The organism is Amycolatopsis methanolica 239 (assembly GCF_000739085.1).
GTDB classification, from domain to species: domain Bacteria; phylum Actinomycetota; class Actinomycetes; order Mycobacteriales; family Pseudonocardiaceae; genus Amycolatopsis_E; species Amycolatopsis_E methanolica.
Genome location: NZ_CP009110.1, coordinates 3,605,571 through 3,623,227, shown reverse-complemented (window position 1 = coordinate 3,623,227; position 17,657 = coordinate 3,605,571). Strand labels below are relative to the sequence as shown.

Here is a 17,657-nt window from a genome sequence, read left to right as displayed (position 1 = left end):
CTACGCGCTTGCCAGAACCAGGCGGGCCGTCACATCCTGGATGTTTCCGGGCAGCGCGGAGGTGCGAACGGCCGGTGCTGCCCACACCGGAGGTGGTCGCGACGTGACCGAAGTGCTGTTCCCGATGCTGTCGGCGAAGGACCCGGACGCCGAGGGTGTGGTGGCGACCTGGTTCGTGCAGGACGGCGAACGCGTCGCCGAGGGTGACCTGCTCGCCGAGGTCGCCGTGGACAAGGTCGACGTCGAGATCTCCTCGCCGGCCGCCGGGGTCGTGCGGCTGCTGGCCAAGGAGGGCGACGCCCTCGTGCAGGGCGTGCTGATCGCCCGCGTGGAGTGAACGGGTTTCCGGTGCCACCGGATCGGGAAGACCGGATGATGCGGTGCAGGTTCTGCGACACCCCGCCCGCGGCCGGTGAGCGCCGCGTCCCCGGGCCGGCCGGCCCGATCTGCGCGCGCTGCGTGGAAACCGGGCTCAGTCTCGTCCGCGACGGACAGCCGCGCACCAGCCGCGGCGGCACCGACCTGGAACGCCTGCGGGCCGGGGGAGAGCCGTGCGAGTTCTGCGACCGCAGCGACCGGCGCACCTTCCTCGGCTTCACGCGCAGCCTCCCGCGCATGCGGTGCGCCCAGACCGGCGCCGTGATCTGCGACGACTGCCTCGACCGCAGCGGCAACCTGCTCAACCAGGCGCTGCGCCACGTGTGAGGAACCCGCTGGGCGCGGACCCGGTCTCGCGGCGGAACATCACGGTGAACGCGGCCGGCGTGTCGTACCCGAGCGCCGCGGCCACCGCCGTGACGGTGGCGCCAGCGGCGAGCAGCCGGATCGCGTGCAAGGCGCAGGCGCGCTGGCGCCACCGCTGGTAGGTCAACCCGGTCTCGGCGCGGAAGAGCCGGTTGAGGGTGCGCTCGGACAGGTGCAGGCGGGCCGCCCACCCGGACAGCGGCGCGTGCACGTCCGGGCGCCGCTGGAACTCCAGGCACAGCGCGCGCAGCCGCGGGTTGCGTGGCAGCGGCAGGTCGAACGGCAGCGGGGCGAGGGCCTGGAGCTCGTGCCGGATCAGCTCCATCACCGCGGCGTCGCGCCCGTGCCGCGGGTACTCCGGTTCGGCATCGACGGCGGCGCGCAGCAGTTCACGCAGCAGCGGCGAGACCGCGACGACCCGACAGCGGGCGGGGAACCACGGCACCGCCGCGGGTTCGAGGTAGAGGCTGCGGGTGCTGACGCCGCGCATCAGGACCTGGTGGCGGGTCCGCGGCGGGATGAGGACCGCGCGGTCGGCGGGCACGGTCCAGGTGCCGTCGGCGGTTTCCACCTCCATCAGCCCGGTCGCGCCGTGCAGGAACTGGGCGCGCCGGTGCTCGTGGAACTCCAGCAGATGGTCCGGCGGGTAGTCGGTGCCGATCGCCAGCACGTCGCGGTCAAGGCTGTCGACGTCGGCGAGGGGAACGTTGCGCACGTGTCGGATTCTCGATGATCGGTGGCGGTTCGTCGAATGCCCGCCACCGCGGCCGGGCTCTAGCGTGCCGGACGTGGTGTCCTTCTCCGTCCTGCTCGCGTTCGGCTGCCTCACTGGCGTGACCACCGTGTTGTTCGGCTTCGGCGGCGGGTTCCTCACGGTGCCCGTGGTGTTCGCCGTGACCGGGCAGATGCACGTCGCGGTCGCGACCTCGGCGGCGGTGATGGTCGTCAACTCGCTCGCCGCCACGCTCGCCCAGGCAAGGGCGGGCCGCCTGCGCCGGGACCGGGTGTGGCCGCTGGCCGGGTTCATCGCGGTCGGCGCCGCGGTCGGCGCGCTGACCACGACCCGCCTGCCGGAACCGATACTGCGCGCCGCGTTCGTAACCTACCTGCTGATCACGATCGCGGACTGCCTGCTGCGCAACGGATTCCTCGACCGCGGCGCCGGTCCCGGCGGGCTGGGCCCGGTCGCCCGCACGGCGGGCGGGGCCGGGATCGGCGTGGTCGCGAGCGCGCTCGGCGTCGGCGGAAGCGTGCTGACCGTGCCCCTGCTGCGGCGCAGCGGCCTGCCGATGACCGAGGCGACCGCGATCGCGAACCCGCTCAGCGCCCCGGTGGCCGTTGTGGCCACGGTGGTCTACGCCGTGTCGGCGGACGGCCCCACCGGGTACGTCGACGTCGCCGCCACCGGCCTGCTGCTGGCCGGTTCGCTACCCGCGATCGCGATCACCCGGCGCGTGACCGGCCGGATCCCGGACCGTGTGCACGCCATCGCCTACGTGGCGCTGCTGGTGGCCGTGACGATCACGGTGATCGTCACGGGCTGACCGCTCAGCCTCGCGCCGTCCACCAGGCGCGGCCCTGTTCGGGCAGCGTGGAGATCGGGTCGTAGAACGGGTAGCGGCGGCGCAGCGCCTCGGGGTCGTCGTGTTCGATTCCCGTGCGGTAGTTCTTCGTCCAGTAGGAGATGCCGCGCTCGCGGTCGTACTCGGCGACCTGGTGCACCCAGCGCTTCCCGACGTAGGGCACGTCGCACACGATGCGGGGCGTCGCGTAGCCCGGGAGGTAGCCCATGATCGCGTGCTGCAGCTCCTGCGCCTCCCACACCGCCAGCCGCCAGTGCTCGGCGTTGGGGATCATGTCGCACTGGTAGAAGTAGTACGGCAGGATGTTCGCCTCGCCCTGCAACGCGAAGCACAGGTCCAGCAGCGCCGCCGGGGTCGCGTTCACCCCGCGCATCAGCACCCCCTGGTTGCGCACGTCCCGCACCCCGACCTCCAGCGCGGTCCGCGCCGCCTCGGCGACCAGCGGCGTCACCGACTGGACGTGGTTGACGTGCGTGTGGATCGCCAGGTTCACCCCGCGCCGCCGCGCCGTGCCCGCCACCCGCTCCAGCCCCTCGACGATCTTGGGCTGCAGCCAGTGCTGCGGCAGTCCGGCCAGCGCTTTGGTCGCCAGCCGGATGTCGCGCACCGTCTCGATGTCCAGCAGCCGCATCAGGAACGACTCCAGCTGGTGCCACGGCACGTTCGCCACGTCCCCGCCGGAGACCACCACGTCTCGCACGCCCGGTGTGCGGCGCAGGTAATCGATCATCGCGTCCTGGCGGTCCACCGGTTTGAGGTCCAGCTTGTGCTTGACCACCTGCTCGGTCGAGTTGCCCACCAGGTCCATCCGGGTGCAGTGGCCGCAGTACTGGGGGCAGGTGGACAGTAGCTCGGCCAGCACCTTGGTGGGGTAGCGGTGGGTCAGGCCCTCCACCACCCACATCTCGGCCTCGTGCAGCGAGTCGCGCGCCGAGTGCGGGTGGCTGGGCCAGTCCGGGTCGCGGTCGCTGCGCACCGGCAGCATGTAGCGGCGGATGGGGTCGGCGTAGAACGCCTCGGTCGAGTCCACCGTCATCGTGTTGAGCATCTGCGGCGGCACCAGCATCGACATCGTCGCCAGCTCGCGCTGGTCGGCGGCCAGGTCGTCGTAGAACCGCGCCGCGACCAGGTCCCCGAGCACCGCGCGCAGCTGCTTGATGTTGCGCACGCAGTGCACGCGCTGCCACTGGGCGTCCCGCCACTGCGCCTCGGTCACCTCCCGCCACCCGGGGAACCGGCGCCAGTCCGGTTCGGCCAGCTCGGTGCGGCGGTAGGCGTAGGGCTGGTCGGCGACATCGGTGTCGGCGGGGGAGACTTCCTGGATCGCAGTCATCTCTGCTCCTCGTCGGCGCTGTGGCGTCAAAACTTCCGGTGAAAGTGACAATACGACGTAAAAGCTTTCGTCGCGACCCATCGTGCACACTCGACACCGTGACCGACGACAGCACCACGCTCCTGCTGGGCGGGCGGATCCATTCGCCCAGCAACCCCGACGCCACCGCGATGGCCGTCAAGGACGGCACCATCGTCTGGATCGGCCAGGACGGCCCCGGCCGCGCCCTGCACCCGGACGCCCGCGTCGAAGACCTCGACGGCGCGTTCGTCGCCCCCGGCTTCGTCGACGCCCACGTGCACGCCACCGCCACTGGCCTCCACCTGGCCGGAGTCGACCTCGGCGGGATCACCGACGCGGCCGGCCTGCTCGCCGCGATCCGCGCCGCCGCCCGCCCCGGCGAGGTCCTCGTCGCCCACGGCTGGGACGAGACCACCTGGACCGCGGACCGGCTGCCCAGCCGCGCCGAGATCGACGAAGCCGCCGCCGGGGTCCCCGTCTACCTCAGCCGCGTCGACGTCCACTCCGCCCTGGTGTCCACCGCGCTGGTCGAACTCGCCCCCGCCGCCCGCGACGCCGCCGGCTGGTCCGCGGACGGGCCGCTGACCCGCGACGCGCACCACCACGTCCGCGCCGCCGTGCGCGCCGCGCTCACCCGCGAGCAACGCCGCCGCGCCCAGGAGGCCTTCCTCCGCCTGGCCGCCGCCCGCGGCATCGTCAGCGTCCACGAATGCGCCGGGCCGGACATCTCCGGCGAGGACGACCTCGCCGACCTCCTCGCCCTCGCCGCCGAACCCGGCCACCCCGAGGTGATCGGCTACTGGGGTGAGCTCGACGCCGTCGACACCGCCCGCCGCCTCGGCGCACGCGGCCTGGCCGGCGACCTGTTCGCCGACGGCGCGCTGGGCTCTCACACCGCCGCCCTGCACGTGCCCTACCTCGACGAACCCGGCTCCACCGGCGCCCGCTACCTCGACGCCGACACCATCGCCGGGCACCTGATCGCCTGCACCGAAGCCGGACTTCAGGCCGGGTTCCACGTCATCGGCGACGCCGCCGTGGCCGAGGTCGTGCGCGGCTTCCAGCTCGCCGAGAAGACCGTCGGGCAGCGCACCCTGGCCGGTGGCCGCCACCGCCTGGAACACCTCGAGATGATCGACGCCGAGCAGGCCAGGGCGCTGGCGGGCTGGGGCGTCACCGGCTCCATGCAGCCCCAGTTCGACGCCCTGTGGGGCGGGCCGGCGGGCATGTATGCCCAACGGCTGGGCCCCGAGCGCGCCGCGGCCATGAACCCGTTCGCGATGCTCGCCGCCGAGGGGGTCCTGCTCGCGTTCGGCTCCGACTGCCCGGTCACCCCGCTGCAGCCCTGGGACAGCGTCCGCGCGGCCGTCCACCACCGCACGCCCGGCTCCGGCCTGTCCGCGCGCGCCGCCTTCACCGCCCACACCCGGGGCGGCCACCGCGCGGCGGGCGTCAACGACGGCCTCACCGGCAGCCTGGTGCCCGGCGCGCCCGCGCACTACGCCGTCTGGGACGCCGCCGACCTCGTCGTCGCCGCGCCGGACTCCCGGGTCCAGCGCTGGTCCACCGACCCGCGCTCGCGTGTCCCCGCGCTGCCGCCGCTCGACCCGGACGCGCCGCTGCCCACCTGCCTGCGCACGGTCCGGGGCGGTGAGGTGCTCTACGACGCGTTCACCTCCGCGGCCTAGAGTTCATCGCGTGGCAGCACCAGTGGCCGAGTCCGCCGAGCCGTCGGCACCCACCCGGAAGAAACGGCAGTGGCGGCCTTGGCTGCTGCGCCTCGCGGTCGCCGCGGCGTCCGGGTTCGTGTTCTACCTCGCCTTCGCGCCCCGTGACCTGTGGTGGCTCGCGCCGCTGGGCTTCGCCGGTCTCGGCCTGGCGCTGCGCGGGCGGCGGTTCCGGGGCGGCCTCGGCTACGGCTTCGCGTTCGGCCTCGGTCTGTACCTGCCGCTGCTGTTCTGGCTGCAGGACTTCCTCGGCCGCGGCTTCGGCCCCGCCCCGTGGGTCGCGTTGTCCGCCGCGCTTGCCGCCTACCTCGGGCTCGCCGCCGCCCTCTGCACCGTGGTCGCCCGCCTGCCCGGCGCTCCGGTGTGGATGGCGGCGGTGATCATCGCCAGCGAGACCCCGCGCAGCTGGTGGCCCTTCGGCGGGTTCCCGTGGGGCCGGGTCGCGTTCAGCCAGCCCGAGGGCGCGTTCACCCCGCTCGCCTCGATCGGTGGCGCGCCGCTGACCGGGTTCGCCGTCGTGCTCGCCGGATTCGGGCTGGCCGCGCTGCTCCCGCAGGCGGCCCGCCGCGACTGGCGCGCGCTCCGCCTGCCCGTGATCGCCACCCTCGTCCCGGTTGTCGCCGGGCTCGCGCTGTGGCCCACGATCGGCACCGGCACCCAGGCCGGCAGCCGCACCGTCGCCACGGTGCAGGGCAACGCGCCAGACGTAGGCCTCGACCTGATCAACGAGTCGGCCACCCTGCGCGCCAACCACCTCGCCCAGAGCGAGGTCCTGGGCGCGGCGATCCGCTCCGGCTCCGTGCCCACGCCGGACCTCATCGTGTGGCCGGAGACCGCCACCGACCTCACCACCACCGACCCCGTGCTCGACCAGATGGTGCGCGACCTCGGCATCCCCACCCTGATCGGCGCCCGCTACCGCGAGCCGGGGCAGCGCACCCGCAACACCGAGTTCGTGTGGGACCCCGCCACCGGCCGCGGCGAGCACTACACCAAACAGGAACTGGTGCCCTTCGCCGAGTTCGTCCCGGCCCGCTCGATCGCCCGCTGGTTCACGCCCTTCGTCGACGACACCGGCGACATGCAGGCCGGATCCACCCCGGCGGTGCTCGACATCGCCGGCACCCGGGTCGCCGTGCCCATCTGCTACGAGATCGCCTACGACTACGTCTCCCGCGGCGCAGTGAACGACGGCGCCCAGCTGATCGTGCTGCCCACCAACAACGCCTGGTACGGGCACAGCGAAATGACCTACCAGCAGCTGGCGATGGCGCGGCTGCGGGCCGTCGAGCACGGCCGCGCGGTCGTCGTGTCGGCTACCAGCGGGGTCAGCGCCCTCGTCGAACCGGACGGCACCGTCACCCAGTCGACCAGCCAGTTCACCGCCGCGTCCCTGGTCGGGGATGTGCCGCTGCGCACACAGGCTACGCTGTCGGATCGACTCGGGGCGTCCACGGAGTACGGGCTGGTCGGAGCGGCACTCGCCGCCATCCTGGCCGGGCTCGTCCTGCGTGTCCGCGCCCGGGCGACGAGCACGACGGCGACCAGGGCGGAGTGAGGTTCTCCGCCGGGGGAGGAACAAGGGGATGGCGCACGCGCCACGGGCGGCCCGGCCGATCGATCCGGTCCTGGTGGTGATCCCGACCTACAACGAGCGGGACAACCTACCACTCATCCTGGGCCGGCTGCACCGGGCGCTGCCCGAGGTGCACGCCCTGGTGGTCGATGACAGCAGCCCGGACGGCACCGGGGAACTCGCGGACAAGATCGCCGCCGGCGACGACCGCGTCCACGTGCTGCACCGCACCGAGAAGGCCGGGCTCGGCGCCGCCTACGTAGCCGGGTTCCGGTGGGGCCTGGAACGCGACTACCGCACGATCGTCGAGATGGACGCCGACGGCTCCCACGCGCCGGAGGACCTGCCCCGGATGCTGGACGCCCTCGGCGACACCGACCTGGTGCTCGGCTCCCGCTACGTGCCCGGCGGCAGCCTGGTGAACTGGCCCAGGCACCGGGAACTGCTCTCCCGCGCGGCCAACCTGTACTCGCGGCTCGCGCTCGGCGTGCGGATCAAGGACGTGACAGCCGGGTTCCGCGCCTACCGGCGTGAGGTGCTGGAGAAGCTACCCCTGGACGAGATCGCCTCGCGCGGCTACTGCTTCCAGATCGACCTCGCCTGGCGCACCGTGCGCACCGGCTTCGACGTGGTCGAGGTGCCGATCACCTTCACCGAGCGGGAGATCGGCCAGTCGAAGATGAGCAGCGCCATCATCCGCGAGGCCCTGCTGCGCGTGGGCCTGTGGGGCGCCCGCTACCGGGCCGAGCAGGTGCGGGCCCTGCTGCGCCACCGCTGAACCCCGCGGCCCGGATTCGCGCCAGAACCGCGCACTACTGTGCGTGGGCCGTCGCCCGGCCGGCAACGGGCCGACGGGCGGCGGCAGGGGCGTTTTCTACCGTCGGTCGTCGCTCGCGACCTGCCGTGTGCGCCATTTTGGTGACATTCCGGCTGGTCCGATAACCGATCACTGCCGAGGGTAACTGGAGGTCGAGCCGTCGAGCCCGTTGCGGCGACATCGATGGACCCGACTGAGCAGAACGCCGTTCTCGTCGGCGTCGGGTCCCCTCATCCGCCGGCCATCTGCCGGCGCCTTCAGTGAAGGAACCACCATGACCGAATTCGGCACGCGCTATTTCGCGGACTGGACCGGGCACACCCTCTACCACACCAGCGGGGAGAAGATCGGCCACGTCGAGGAACTGTGGACCGACGACCGGCAGGGCCACCCCACCTGGCTCACGGTGCGCACCGGCCTGTTCGGCACCCACGACTCCCTGGTGCCCGTCCAGGGGGTGCGCCCGCGCGACGACGGCGACCTGGAGACGACCTACCCCAAGGACCTGATCAAGGACGCGCCGCGGGTGACGCCCGACCCGACGGCCCAGGGCCGCCACATCGACGAGAGCGAGGAGCAGCGGCTCTACCGCCACTACCAGGTGCCGCAGCAGGCCGAGCACGCACGGGAGACGACCGGCCGGGACATCTCCGGACCCACCACCGACGACGCGATGACACGGTCGGAGGAGCGGCTGCGGGTCGGCACCGAGCAGCGCGAACGCGGCCGCGCCCGGCTGCGCAAGTACGTGGTCACCGAGACCGAGCAGGTCCAGGTCCCGGTGACCCGGGAGGAAGTGCGCGTCGAGCGGGAGCCGATCACCGACGCCAACCGGGGCCAGGCCATGGACGGGCCCGCCATCTCCGAGGAGGAGCACGAGGTCGTCCTGCGCGAAGAGCGGCCGGTGGTGGCCACCGAAGCCGTGCCGGTCGAACGCGTGCGGCTGGCCAAGGAAGAGGTGCAGGACACCGAGACCGTGGCCGGCGAAGTCCGCAAGGAGCACATCGAAGCCGACACCGACCGCGACCGCCGCGCCTGAGCGGCGGCCCCGGAACAGGCGAAGGCCCCCGTGGCGGGAGGACACGGGGGCCTTCGGTGTGGTGGGAGAGGCAGAAGCGCTACGCCGACTTGGACGTACGCCGTCCCTTCAGCTCAGCGAGACGCTCGTTCAGCAGTTCCTCGAGCTCGGGAATGCTCCGCCGCTCGAGCAGCATGTCCCAGTGGGTGCGCGGCGGCTTGACCTTCTTCTGCTCGGGCTGCGCGCCATCGACGATCTCGGACTCGCTGCCGTGCAGGCGGCACTCCCACACCGAGGGGATCTCGGCGTCGTCGGAGAAGGGCACCTCGAACTCGTGGTTCTTCGGACACGCGTATCGCACCGTACGGCGCGGGGCCAGATCGTGATTGCGGTCGGTCTCGTAGCTGACCGCTCCCAGCCGGCTTCCACGGAGAACACGGTCGGCCATGATGACGTCCTTTCAGTCGGCTCCGGGTCTAGAGCCAGGGTGATGCTCACCCTACGCAACGGCTACTGGCAACTGGGAATTCCCACAGCACCATGTCGTTACTCACGATGAGCTGAATCACCCCTCGGCAACAGCTTCCTCTGTTGAGAGTCGATTCGGTGCACGACGTGACGCGGAAGTGGGGGTCTTCCCGGCATATTCCCCCGTGCGGGGGAGCGGCTGATCCGTTCAGGTCAGCCGCAGCTGACCGTGTTGCGGCGATGCGGGCCCCAGGTCCCCGAGGCGGAAGTGGCGGCGACATAGTACTTGATAACGCAAGGTAGCCAATTCCATCTCCCAGTGTGGTGAACTTGGGTTTTCAACTACCCCCGGAGCGGTGTCGGCGACCACCACGGTGTCACCCTCCCGGAGGACCTCGCCGTCAGCCACTCGTGCGTTGAACCGCCCCGGCGCGCCGCACCAGCACAGCACCTCCACCTGCACCGGCTGCAGGTCGTCGGCCAGTTCGAACAGCCGCTGGGCGCCGGGGAAGAGGCGGCTGCGGAAGTCGGTGGCGATCCCGAAGCAGTACACGTCCAGGGACACCTCGTCCGCCAGTTCGGCCAGCTGCTCGACCTGTGCCGCGGACAGGAACTGCGCTTCGTCCACGATCAGGTAGTCCAGCGGGCGCCCGGCGACCCACTCGCGGCGGACCAGCTGCCGCAGGTCGGTGTCGGCGCCCACCTCGGTCGCCTCGCGGGTGATCCCGATCCGGCTGCTGATCCGCGGCTCACCCGACCGGTCGTGCCGCACCAGCAGCATCCCGCGCCTGCCCTGCCGGGCGTGGTTGTGGTTGATCTGCAGCGCGAGCGTGGACTTGCCGCAGTCCATCGGGCCGTAGCAGAACCGCAGCCTGCCCCGCGCCGGCGTGCCCGACCCGTTGCGCGAGGGCAGCGGGGACAGGGCGTCGGTCGGGTCCGGATCGGTGTCGCCAAGGGTGGTCACGACCGACGACCCTATCCAGCCCCGCGGCGGGCTCCCTTGATCGGGTGAAAACAGCGGAGCCGCCGCGTCCGGCTGCCGATGACAGGGGAGCGGGGAGCAAGGGGAGGGTTTTTGTCCGGTTTCCGGGGTGTTCGCAGGCCTGTGCGCGTGTCACTGACCCCCTGCAACCCGTCGGTGGTGGTGCAGCTGGGGCTGGTGTGACAGTTGAGGTTCGTGGTGTGCGAACTTACGGTGACCGCATGAGAAAACCCCGCTGGAGACCCTCGGCCCGCGCAGGAGCCCGTCTCGCGCTCGCCGCGCTGCTGGCCCTGGGGGCCCAGCTGGTCGCCGTCCCGTCCGCGACGGCCGACCCCAGCGCGGCCACCTGGCTCAAGCTGCGCATGTGCGAGTCCAGCAACCGCTACACCGTCAACACCGGCAACGGCTACTACGGCGCCTACCAGTTCGACCTGCCCACCTGGCGCAGCGTCGGCGGCCAGGGCCGCCCGGACCTCGCCACCCCCGCCGAGCAGGACTACCGCGCCCTCTACCTCTACCGCATGCGCGGCTGGCAGCCCTGGGAGTGCGCCGGCATGCTCGGGCTGCGCAACGACAAGGACGCCCGCAGCAAGCGCGTCCCCACCTACGCCGAGAGCGCCTACATCGGTGGCGGCCCCGTCCCGGCCCCGGTCGCCGGCGTCAAGCCCGCCTGGCCCGGTGTCGTCTACGCCTACGGCGACTGTGCCGAAGCCCTCAAGACCTTCCAGCTGCGGATGAACGCCTTCGGCTACGGCTTCACCGGCACCGGCTGCTACTACGACAAGACCCGCGACGCGGTGCTGGACCTGCAGCGCGCCAACGGCATCAACGACTCCGGCCGCCTCGGCCCGAAGACGTGGAACGCGGCATGGGAGGGCAAAGCACCCCGTTAGGTGGCCGCGCGGCAGAGGTTGCCGACGCGGGTGGCTGATCGGCGCCGTGGAGCCGGGGCGGTAGCGAGGTGGGACAGCTAGTCGGCGGGCGGCCAGGCGCCGCGCTCGGTGAGCACCTCGCGCAGCACATCCGGCCGGTCGGTGACGATGCCCTGCACCCCGAGGCCGAGCAGCCGCTCCATGTGCGCCCGCTCGTTGATCGTCCACGCGTGCACCTCGACACCGGCCCGCTCGGCGCTGCGCACGAACGCGCGGTCGAACACCGTCATCGCGCCCTGCCGCGATGGAACCTGCGCCATCTCGCCCCGGCACAGGAAGCCCAGCCGCGCCCACGGCAGCCACCCGCTGGCCCACAGCACGGCCGCCGACCGTGGGCCCATCGAGGTGATCAGCTTCGGCCCGGCCAGTTTGCGGATCGCGGCCAGCCGGTTGTCGGAAAACGCCGCCGCCGCGACCCGGTCGATCGCGCCCATCCGCTCGACCGTCTTCACGAACGGCACGATCGCCCGGTCGCTCTTGACGTCGATGTTGAACCGTGTCTGCGGCAGCTCCTCCAGCACGTCCTCCAGCCGCGACACCGGCGCCCGGCCGCCGATCTTGGCGCGGGAGACCGCGGACCAGGTCTGCTTCGCGATCGGTCCGTGGGCGTCGGTGGTCCGGTCCAGCAGCGCGTCGTGGTGCACCACGACCACGCCGTCGGCCGTGGCGTGCACGTCGGTCTCGACGTAGGCGTAGCCCTCGGCGACCGCGCGCTGGAAGGCGGGCAGCGAGTTCTCCAGCCCGTCGAGCTCGTCCAGGTGCCACCCGCGGTGGGCGAACGCACGGGGGAGGGTGCCGCTCAGGTACGGGTGGTTGATCTGCACCCGACCAGTGTGGGGCATCGGCGTGGCCGAGGCATGAGTTCCGCGTGGCCGGTTAGGGTCTGCTGCGTGAGCGGACAGGTGGACCAGATCGAAGCGTCACATGACGTTTCCGCGCGCCGGCGGCGGCCCGGCGCCGTCCTGCACTGCGGCTGGTGCGGCCGGCCGATCGAGCAGGGGAGCACCGGCCGTCGCCGCCGGTATTGTGGCCAGTCCTGCCGCCAGCGCGCCTACGAACGCCGGGTCGCCGTCCAGCGCAGCGGCCTGCCCGAGGACGCCGTGGTGCTGTCCGACACCGAGCTGACCGCGCTGCAGGACCGCCTGTTCCAGCTGCGCTGCGCCGCCGAAGATGTCGTCACGGCCGTCGACGACGGCGCCGACCCCGGCGAGTTGCGCCGCATGGCCCTCGAGCTCGCCGAAACGGCCCGCGACCTCGAACGGCTGCGCTGAACCCACCCGCCACGACGGGCTGCGGCGGCCGGTGACCGGCGGAACCCGCGCGCGATGCGCCGAGCCGGCCGCGCGAGGCCGCCCGTTATGGCACGATTCGGCAGTGACCAGGAGTTCCACCCAGGCTCAGCGCCTCCGCGACCTCGCGATGCTGCGCCGGGTCAAGGACCGGATCGACCGCGAGTACGCGCAGCCGCTCGACGTCGAGGCGCTCGCCCGCGGGGTGAACGTCTCCGCCGGGCACCTCAGCCGCGAGTTCAAGCGCGCCTACGGCGAATCGCCCTACTCCTACCTCATGACCCGGCGCATCGAACGCGCGATGGCGCTGCTGCGCCGCGGCGACATGAGCGTCACCGAGGTCTGTTTCGCCGTCGGCAGCTCGTCCCTGGGCACCTTCAGCACCCGCTTCACCGAGCTGGTCGGCATGTCGCCCAGCGCCTACCGCGCCGAGGCCGCGGAGGCGACCGTGGGCATGCCGCCGTGCGTCGCGAAACAGGTCACCAGACCGATCAGGAATCGAGAAGCGCCGCCCGCGGGCCGCAAATAACCTGACGGCCATGGACATCAGCATTCACGCCACCTACCTCCCGCACAACGACCGGGACGCCGCCATCGCCTTCTACCGCGACGTCCTCGGCTTCGAGGTCCGCAACGACGTCGGCTACAACGGCATGCACTGGATCACCGTCGGCCCGCCCGGGCAGGACGTCTCCATCGTGCTGTACCCGCCGGAGGCCACCCCCGGCATCACCGACAGCGAGCGCGCGGCCATCACCGAGATGATGGCCAAGGGCACCTTCGCCAGCATCAACCTGGCCACCAAGGACCTCGACGGCGTCTTCGAGCGCCTGCAGGCCCGCGACGCCGAGGTCGTCCAGGAACCGGTCGACCAGCCCTACGGCGTGCGCGACTGCGCCTTCCGCGACCCGGCGGGCAACATGGTCCGCCTCCAGCAGCTCGCCTGACACCCCCACCGTGGTGGCGGCCGCCCGGCCGCCACCACCCACCGCCCACCACGGGAGACCCGATGACCAAGGCCACCAGGAAGAACACGCAGGGGCCTGCCATCCACGCCGCCGACAGCCACGACCGCATCCGGGTCCACGGCGCGCGGGAGAACAACCTCAAGGACGTCAGCGTCGAGCTGCCCAAGCGGAGGCTGACCGTGTTCACCGGCGTGTCCGGCTCGGGCAAGAGTTCCCTGGTGTTCGGCACGATCGCCGCGGAGTCGCAGCGGCTCATCAACGAGACCTACAGCGCCTTCGTTCAGGGCTTCATGCCGACGCTGTCCAGACCCGAGGTCGACGTCCTCGACGGCCTCACCACCGCGATCATCGTCGACCAGGAGCGGATGGGCGCCAACCCGCGCTCCACCGTGGGCACCGCCACCGACGCCAACGCGATGCTGCGCATCCTGTTCAGCCGCCTCGGCAAGCCGCACATCGGCTCACCGCAGGCGTTCTCCTTCAACGTCGCCTCCATCAGCGGCGCGGGCGCGGTCACCGTGGAACGCGCCGGCCGCACGGTCAAGGAACGCCGCAGCTTCAACATCACCGGCGGCATGTGCCTGCGCTGCGAGGGCATGGGCCGGGTCTCCGACATCGACCTCAGCCAGCTCTACGACGAGAACAAGTCCCTCAACGAGGGCGCGGTCACCATCCCCGGCTACAGCATGGACGGCTGGTACGGCCGCATCTTCCGCGGCTGCGGGTTCTTCGACCCGGACAAGCCGATCAAGAAGTTCACCAAGAAGCAGCTCGACGACCTGCTCTACAAGGAACCGACCAAGATCAAGGTCGACGGCATCAACCTGACCTACTCGGGCCTGGTCCCGACCATCCAGAAGTCGATGCTGTCCAAGGACAAGGAGGCGATGCAGCCGCACATCCGCGCCTTCGTGGAACGTGCGGTCACCTTCGCCACCTGCCCCGAGTGCGACGGCACCCGCCTGTCCGCCGAGGCCAGGTCGTCGAAGATCGCGGGCAAGAACATCGCCGACGTCTGCGCCATGCAGATCAGCGACCTCGCCGAGTGGGTCAAGGGCCTCGACGAGCCGTCGGTGGCGCCGCTGCTGGAATCCCTGCGCCACACCCTGGACTCCTTCGTCGAGATCGGGCTCGGCTACCTCAGCCTCGACCGGCCCGCGGGCACGCTCTCCGGCGGCGAAGCGCAGCGCACCAAGATGATCCGCCACCTCGGCTCCTCGCTCACCGACGTCACCTACGTGTTCGACGAGCCGACGATCGGGCTGCACCCGCACGACATCGAGCGCATGAACAACCTGCTGCTGCAGCTGCGCGACAAGGGCAACACCGTGCTCGTCGTCGAGCACAAGCCCGAGGCCATCGCCATCGCCGACCACGTCGTCGACCTCGGCCCACGCGCCGGCACCGACGGCGGGGAAGTGGTGTACGAGGGCACCGTCGAGGGGCTGCGGGCCAGCGGCACGCTCACCGGGCGGCACCTGGACGACCGGGCGACGCTCAAGCCCTCGGTGCGCGAGCCGTCCGGGAAGCTGGAGGTCCGCGGCGCGAACACCCACAACCTGCGTGACGTCGACGTGGACATCCCGCTCGGCGTGCTGGTCGTCGTCACCGGCGTCGCCGGCTCGGGCAAGAGCTCGCTCATCCACGGGTCGGTGTCCGGCCGCGACGGCGTCGTCACGGTCGACCAGGGCGCCATCAAGGGCTCGCGGCGCAGCAACCCCGCCACCTACACCGGGCTGCTCGAACCCATCCGCAAGGCCTTCGCCAAGGTCAACGGCGTCAAGCCCGCCCTGTTCAGCGCGAACTCCGAGGGCGCCTGCCCGACCTGCAACGGCGCCGGCGTGATCTACACCGACCTCGCGATGATGGCCGGCGTGGCCACCACCTGCGAGGAGTGCGAGGGCAAGCGGTTCCAGGCCGAGGTGCTGGAGTACAAGCTCGGCGGGCGCGACATCAGCGAGGTGCTCGCGATGCCGGTGGCCGAGGCGCTCGAGTTCTTCAGCGTCGGCGAGGCGAAGGTGCCCGCCGCCCACAAGATCCTCACCCACCTGGCCGACGTCGGCCTCGGGTACCTGACGCTGGGGCAGCCGCTGACCACGCTGTCCGGCGGCGAACGTCAGCGGCTCAAGCTGGCCACGCACATGGGGGACAAGGGCGGCGTGCTGGTCCTCGACGAGCCGACCACCGGCCTGCACCTGGCCGACGTCGAGCAGCTGCTGGCCCTCCTGGACCGGCTGGTCGACGCGGGCAAGTCGGTCATCGTGATCGAGCACCACCAGGCGGTGATGGCGCACGCGGACTGGATCATCGACCTGGGACCCGGCGCCGGACACGACGGCGGGCAGATCGTGTTCGAAGGTACCCCTGCCGAGCTGGTCGCCAAGAAGTCCACCCTCACCGGCGAGCACCTCGCCGAGTACGTGGCCTGATCGCGACCACCCGGGCATCCGGCCGCGCGCCGGATGCCCGGGTGGTCGCAAGAGCCCGGCCAGCTCCCGCCGCTGCGCCCGGGGCAGCTCGGGGAGAGCACGTGCGGGCACACGTGGTCGGCCCCGGCGTCGTGGTGCTGCCGCACCCGCTCGCCGACGCTGATCGACGTCGCCCCACGCCAGGACGCTGTCGATCAGCCGGTCACTGCCGCCGTCGGCGACGTCGTCCTCGCCGAACCCCTGCTGCAGCAGGCTCGCCCGGTAGGCGCCGCGGCCGATGAACGGCGCCAGGAACTCCCGGCCCGCCGCGCGCACCGGCCGCCTGCAGATGACGGCACTGGCGAACCACATCGGCTGGGAACGCACCCGCACCTCGCACCACGCCCGTCGGATGGAGGGCCGCGGGCTGCTCCGGCTGCGACAGTCCACCGTGGACCGCCGCGCGATCGAGGTGAGCCTGAGCGACGAGGGGCGCGCGCTGCTCGCGGACGCCGCCCGGCCACGTGAAGCTGGTGAAGGACCTGTTCTTCGCCGGCCTGTCCGAGGACCTGCTGCCGTCGCTGACCGAGGCGATGGAGGGCGTCTACGAGACCCTCCTGGCCCGCGGAACGCTGCCGCCACCCCCGGCGTAGCCCGGCACACGGACGTCGTTCGTCCGGCGCCGCGAGGTCGTGGTGTTCACCCGGCCAGGGGGAGGAGTTGTCGTCACGGGTCCCGGATCGTGGGAGTAGACGGCGAGTGAGGGGGAGACATGACCGGCGAGCGCAGCGCCCCACCCCGGAGTCCGCGCCGATGACGTTCTCCGGGGTGATGGAGCACGTCGCACAGGGTTTCGAGGCGGCGGGGGCATTCGCGCTGGTCGTCGGCCTGCTGTGGTCGCTGGTCGTCGCGGCTCGGCTGTGGCGGAAGGAGGGCAACCGCAGGGGGTACCGCGCGCTGCGGGAGACGTTCGGCGGGGTGCTGTTGCTGGGGCTGGAGATCCTCGTCGCGGCGGATCTGATCCGGACGGTGGCGGTCACGCCGACCCTGGAGAGCGTCGCCGTCCTCGGGCTGATCGTGCTGATCCGCACCTTCCTTAGTTTCTCCTTGCAGGTCGAAATCGACGGGGTCCCGCCCTGGCGGCGCGCCCTCGCCAGTGGGGCCACCACGATCGCCCGCGCCGCGCAGGCCAACCGGACCACACCGGCTGTGAGCCGTGGCGCGGCCGTCACGGCATCGACGCAGGAGGAGTCATGATCAGGGCCGTCGGCGAGATCCTGGCCTTCGCGGCCGACCGGGCGTTCAGCCCACTTCCCGTCGGCACCATCGTGCTCGTGATGGTCTCCCGCCGGGCCCGGCGCCTGCAGGTCACAGCGCTCGGGTTGTGGGTCCTCCTGGTAGCCGCGTGAGGCCTCAGTCCCTTCCCCGGCGCAGCCTCCCCGTCATGCGCCGATAATGCACATTATGTCAAGTAGTCGCGCAGTGGTCCCGCGCAGTGGTCCGCTGAACCCACCTACCAGGCACCGCCGAGCGGATGCTGGCCTGGCTCGAGGCGCACGTCGCCGAGCAGCGGCGGTTCGCCCCGCCAACGCCTCGCACGAGCTGCGCACCCCGCTCGCGATCACGCAGACGCTGCTCGAGCTGGCCCGCAACGATCCGGACCGCCCGGACAGCGAACTCGACGAACGTCTCCGCGTCGTCAACACCAGGGCGATCGAGCTCACCGAAGGACGCACCGGTTGCCGCGCGCCAGTTCGGCGTTGGCCGCGCAGACGGCCGCCTCGACGGGGG

General features: G+C 71.8%; 20 protein-coding genes and 1 pseudogene. 16 read left to right on the top strand and 5 right to left on the bottom strand.

Annotated elements, in window-relative coordinates; genetic code table 11:
• Positions 1-103 precede the first annotated feature (103 nt).
• The gene (locus AMETH_RS17560; protein ID WP_017982430.1) at positions 104-337 is read left to right on the top strand and encodes a DUF2118 domain-containing protein; all 234 of its coding nucleotides are present in this window, start codon (positions 104-106) and stop codon (positions 335-337) included.
• Between the two features lie 35 nt (positions 338-372).
• Positions 373-705 (top strand): hypothetical protein, encoded by a 333-nt coding sequence (locus tag AMETH_RS17555; RefSeq protein ID WP_017982429.1) that lies wholly within the window; start codon positions 373-375, stop codon positions 703-705.
• Here the strand turns inward: AMETH_RS17555 and AMETH_RS17550 are convergent.
• Positions 680-1,459: an AraC family transcriptional regulator gene (locus AMETH_RS17550; protein ID WP_017982428.1), complete on the bottom strand. Its 780-nt coding sequence runs from the start codon at positions 1,457-1,459 to the stop codon at positions 680-682. The genes AMETH_RS17555 and AMETH_RS17550 overlap by 26 nt on opposite strands.
• A 64-nt stretch (positions 1,460-1,523) precedes the next feature.
• Between AMETH_RS17550 and AMETH_RS17545 the strand changes: the two genes are divergently transcribed.
• A complete protein-coding gene (locus AMETH_RS17545) occupies positions 1,524-2,288 on the top strand; it encodes a sulfite exporter TauE/SafE family protein (protein WP_017982427.1) in 765 nt (254 codons plus the stop codon).
• Positions 2,289-2,292: 4 nt separating this feature from the next.
• Here AMETH_RS17545 and AMETH_RS17540 read toward each other — a convergent pair whose 3' ends face one another.
• Positions 2,293-3,660 (bottom strand): KamA family radical SAM protein, encoded by a 1,368-nt coding sequence (locus AMETH_RS17540; protein WP_017982426.1) that lies wholly within the window; start codon positions 3,658-3,660, stop codon positions 2,293-2,295.
• A 98-nt stretch (positions 3,661-3,758) separates the two neighbouring features.
• Here AMETH_RS17540 and AMETH_RS17535 point away from each other — a divergent pair, with 98 nt between their 5' ends.
• From AMETH_RS17535 to AMETH_RS17520, 4 genes are all read left to right on the top strand, one after another.
• Positions 3,759-5,369, top strand: a complete 1,611-nt coding sequence (locus tag AMETH_RS17535) for an amidohydrolase (RefSeq protein WP_017982425.1) — start codon at positions 3,759-3,761, stop codon at positions 5,367-5,369.
• A 10-nt stretch (positions 5,370-5,379) separates the two neighbouring features.
• Complete coding sequence (gene lnt / locus AMETH_RS17530; RefSeq protein WP_038532189.1) at positions 5,380-6,966, top strand: apolipoprotein N-acyltransferase; 1,587 nt, start codon at positions 5,380-5,382, stop codon at positions 6,964-6,966.
• Between the two features lie 28 nt (positions 6,967-6,994).
• Positions 6,995-7,762 (top strand): polyprenol monophosphomannose synthase, encoded by a 768-nt coding sequence (locus AMETH_RS17525; RefSeq protein ID WP_017982423.1) that lies wholly within the window; start codon positions 6,995-6,997, stop codon positions 7,760-7,762.
• Between the two features lie 313 nt (positions 7,763-8,075).
• Positions 8,076-8,840 (top strand): DUF2382 domain-containing protein, encoded by a 765-nt coding sequence (locus AMETH_RS17520; RefSeq protein ID WP_017982422.1) that lies wholly within the window; start codon positions 8,076-8,078, stop codon positions 8,838-8,840.
• A gap of 79 nt (positions 8,841-8,919) precedes the next feature.
• On the opposite strand, the gene AMETH_RS17515 is transcribed toward AMETH_RS17520, so the two are convergent.
• Both AMETH_RS17515 and AMETH_RS17510 read right to left on the bottom strand, forming a co-directional pair.
• Positions 8,920-9,267 carry an RNA polymerase-binding protein RbpA gene (locus AMETH_RS17515; protein ID WP_017982421.1) on the bottom strand — a complete coding sequence of 116 codons (348 nt, stop codon included), beginning with the start codon at positions 9,265-9,267 and terminating at the stop codon, positions 8,920-8,922.
• Positions 9,268-9,495: 228 nt separating this feature from the next.
• Positions 9,496-10,251 (bottom strand): thymidine kinase, encoded by a 756-nt coding sequence (locus AMETH_RS17510; RefSeq protein WP_017982420.1) that lies wholly within the window; start codon positions 10,249-10,251, stop codon positions 9,496-9,498.
• Between the two features lie 239 nt (positions 10,252-10,490).
• Between AMETH_RS17510 and AMETH_RS17505 the strand changes: the two genes are divergently transcribed.
• Positions 10,491-11,162: a transglycosylase family protein gene (locus AMETH_RS17505; RefSeq protein ID WP_017982419.1), complete on the top strand. Its 672-nt coding sequence runs from the start codon at positions 10,491-10,493 to the stop codon at positions 11,160-11,162.
• Positions 11,163-11,239: 77 nt separating this feature from the next.
• Here the strand turns inward: AMETH_RS17505 and AMETH_RS17500 are convergent, their stop codons facing one another.
• Positions 11,240-12,043 (bottom strand): glycerophosphodiester phosphodiesterase family protein, encoded by an 804-nt coding sequence (locus tag AMETH_RS17500; protein WP_038532187.1) that lies wholly within the window; start codon positions 12,041-12,043, stop codon positions 11,240-11,242.
• Positions 12,044-12,091: 48 nt separating this feature from the next.
• Here AMETH_RS17500 and AMETH_RS17495 point away from each other — a divergent pair, with 48 nt between their 5' ends.
• From AMETH_RS17495 to AMETH_RS40265, 8 genes and pseudogenes are all read left to right on the top strand, one after another.
• The gene (locus AMETH_RS17495) at positions 12,092-12,472 is read left to right on the top strand and encodes a hypothetical protein (RefSeq protein ID WP_017982417.1); all 381 of its coding nucleotides are present in this window, start codon (positions 12,092-12,094) and stop codon (positions 12,470-12,472) included.
• 148 nt (positions 12,473-12,620) lie between these two features.
• Positions 12,621-13,019, top strand: a complete 399-nt coding sequence (locus tag AMETH_RS17490; RefSeq protein ID WP_017982416.1) for a helix-turn-helix transcriptional regulator — start codon at positions 12,621-12,623, stop codon at positions 13,017-13,019.
• Between the two features lie 10 nt (positions 13,020-13,029).
• Positions 13,030-13,437, top strand: a complete 408-nt coding sequence (locus tag AMETH_RS17485; protein WP_017982415.1) for a VOC family protein — start codon at positions 13,030-13,032, stop codon at positions 13,435-13,437.
• A gap of 62 nt (positions 13,438-13,499) precedes the next feature.
• Positions 13,500-15,887, top strand: a complete 2,388-nt coding sequence (locus tag AMETH_RS17480) for an ATP-binding cassette domain-containing protein (RefSeq protein ID WP_017982414.1) — start codon at positions 13,500-13,502, stop codon at positions 15,885-15,887.
• A gap of 503 nt (positions 15,888-16,390) precedes the next feature.
• A complete protein-coding gene (locus AMETH_RS41560; RefSeq protein ID WP_017982413.1) occupies positions 16,391-16,519 on the top strand; it encodes a hypothetical protein in 129 nt (42 codons plus the stop codon).
• Between the two features lie 160 nt (positions 16,520-16,679).
• Positions 16,680-17,123, top strand: a complete 444-nt coding sequence (locus AMETH_RS17470; protein WP_017982412.1) for a DUF1622 domain-containing protein — start codon at positions 16,680-16,682, stop codon at positions 17,121-17,123.
• Positions 17,120-17,275 (top strand): hypothetical protein, encoded by a 156-nt coding sequence (locus AMETH_RS38015; RefSeq protein WP_017982411.1) that lies wholly within the window; start codon positions 17,120-17,122, stop codon positions 17,273-17,275. The genes AMETH_RS17470 and AMETH_RS38015 overlap by 4 nt, the downstream gene beginning before the upstream one ends.
• Positions 17,276-17,394: 119 nt before the next feature.
• A pseudogene (locus AMETH_RS40265) lies at positions 17,395-17,594 on the top strand (histidine kinase dimerization/phospho-acceptor domain-containing protein); the annotation flags it as partial.
• Between the last annotated feature and the right edge of the window lie 63 nt (positions 17,595-17,657).

Bases quoted from the DNA above. Each gene is read 5' to 3' on its own strand.
- AMETH_RS17525 (WP_017982423.1), top strand. From the start codon at position 6,995: ATGGCGCACGCGCCACGGGCGGCCCGGCCGATCGATCCGGTCCTGGTG.
- AMETH_RS17515 (WP_017982421.1), bottom strand. From the start codon at position 9,267: ATGGCCGACCGTGTTCTCCGTGGAAGCCGGCTGGGAGCGGTCAGCTAC.
- AMETH_RS17505 (WP_017982419.1), top strand. From the start codon at position 10,491: ATGAGAAAACCCCGCTGGAGACCCTCGGCCCGCGCAGGAGCCCGTCTC.
- AMETH_RS17480 (WP_017982414.1), top strand. From the start codon at position 13,500: ATGACCAAGGCCACCAGGAAGAACACGCAGGGGCCTGCCATCCACGCC.
- AMETH_RS17485 (WP_017982415.1), top strand. From the start codon at position 13,030: ATGGACATCAGCATTCACGCCACCTACCTCCCGCACAACGACCGGGAC.
- AMETH_RS17540 (WP_017982426.1), bottom strand. From the start codon at position 3,660: ATGACTGCGATCCAGGAAGTCTCCCCCGCCGACACCGATGTCGCCGAC.
- AMETH_RS17470 (WP_017982412.1), top strand. From the start codon at position 16,680: ATGACGTTCTCCGGGGTGATGGAGCACGTCGCACAGGGTTTCGAGGCG.
- AMETH_RS17520 (WP_017982422.1), top strand. From the start codon at position 8,076: ATGACCGAATTCGGCACGCGCTATTTCGCGGACTGGACCGGGCACACC.
- AMETH_RS17500 (WP_038532187.1), bottom strand. From the start codon at position 12,043: ATGCCCCACACTGGTCGGGTGCAGATCAACCACCCGTACCTGAGCGGC.
- AMETH_RS17555 (WP_017982429.1), top strand. From the start codon at position 373: ATGATGCGGTGCAGGTTCTGCGACACCCCGCCCGCGGCCGGTGAGCGC.
- AMETH_RS17490 (WP_017982416.1), top strand. From the start codon at position 12,621: ATGCTGCGCCGGGTCAAGGACCGGATCGACCGCGAGTACGCGCAGCCG.
- AMETH_RS38015 (WP_017982411.1), top strand. From the start codon at position 17,120: ATGATCAGGGCCGTCGGCGAGATCCTGGCCTTCGCGGCCGACCGGGCG.